Below are 1006 nucleotides of genomic sequence, written 5' to 3'. Positions count from 1 at the left end.
GTGGTGAACGCCGCCGGCAAAACCGTCTCCCGCCAGCTCTTCCACGGCACCACCCCCACCGGCCCACCCGACACCACCAGCTACGGCTACGATGCCCTGGGCCGGATGACCGCCATGACGGACACCGCCGGGAACCAGTGGACCTGGGCCTTCGATACCGCCGGCCGGCAAACCACCGCCACCGACCCCGACACCGGCACCACCACCACCAGTTACGACGCGTCCGGCCGGGTCGCCGGCACCGCCGACGGCGCCGGGAACCTCACCAGCTACGCCTACGACGCCCTCGACAGGACCACCAGCACGACGGTCACCCCGCAAGGCGGCACCGCGCACACGCTCACCACCAGCACCTTCGACGGGGAGAAAAGGGCCAGCTCAGTTCCGCGACCCGGTTCAACGGCCCCAACTACGACCAGCCGGTGAAGACCGACGTGTCCGGCTACAACGCCGCCTACAAGCCCGGCACGACCACCACCACCCTGCCCGGCGGCCTCGGAGCGTACGCCGGCCCGTACACGACCACCAGCACCTACACCACCACCGGCCAGATCAATACCCAAGCCACCCCCGCGATCGGAGGACTTCCGGCGGAGACCATAAATTACGGTTACGACGGCCTCGAAAACCCGACCTCGGTCTCCAACGTCAACGACACCATCGCCGGCGCCACCGGGTACGACGACCTGAACCACCTGCGAACCTTCCAGCAATACGACGCGAACGCGGGCAGCCCCACGGCCGACACCACCGGACAGAACCAGGTCAGCTACACCTGGGATGCGAACACCGGACGCCTGAGCAACCAATCCGCGAGCAACACCGCCAGAGGCGTCATCTCGGACCTGGGCACCACCAACTACACCTACACCCCCTCGGGCAAGCTCAGCGCCCGCGAACAATGGTTCCCCTCCCGGCCCGGGGCACCGGATGACTACCAGTGCTACAGCTACGACTACGCCTCCCGGCTCTCCGCAGCCTGGACCGCAGCAGCAAAGAACTGCAC

2 protein-coding genes are annotated in these 1006 nt (G+C 67.6%); both read left to right on the top strand.

Annotation, left to right across the window (positions count from 1 at the left end; genetic code table 11):
- Window positions 1–426, top strand: a 426-nt coding sequence (locus AC3WJU_RS22445) for a hypothetical protein (RefSeq protein WP_492260926.1), incomplete at its 5' end; no start/stop codon positions are given.
- A partial coding sequence (locus AC3WJU_RS22440; protein WP_492260925.1) for a hypothetical protein occupies window positions 423–1006 on the top strand: 584 nt, incomplete at its 3' end. The genes AC3WJU_RS22445 and AC3WJU_RS22440, both read left to right, overlap by 4 nt.

It is taken from the genome of Arthrobacter sp. FW306-1B-F12A (assembly GCF_058781865.1).
The sequence above is the reverse complement of the archived record's forward strand: the minus strand, read 5'-3'. Positions and strand labels throughout refer to the sequence as shown.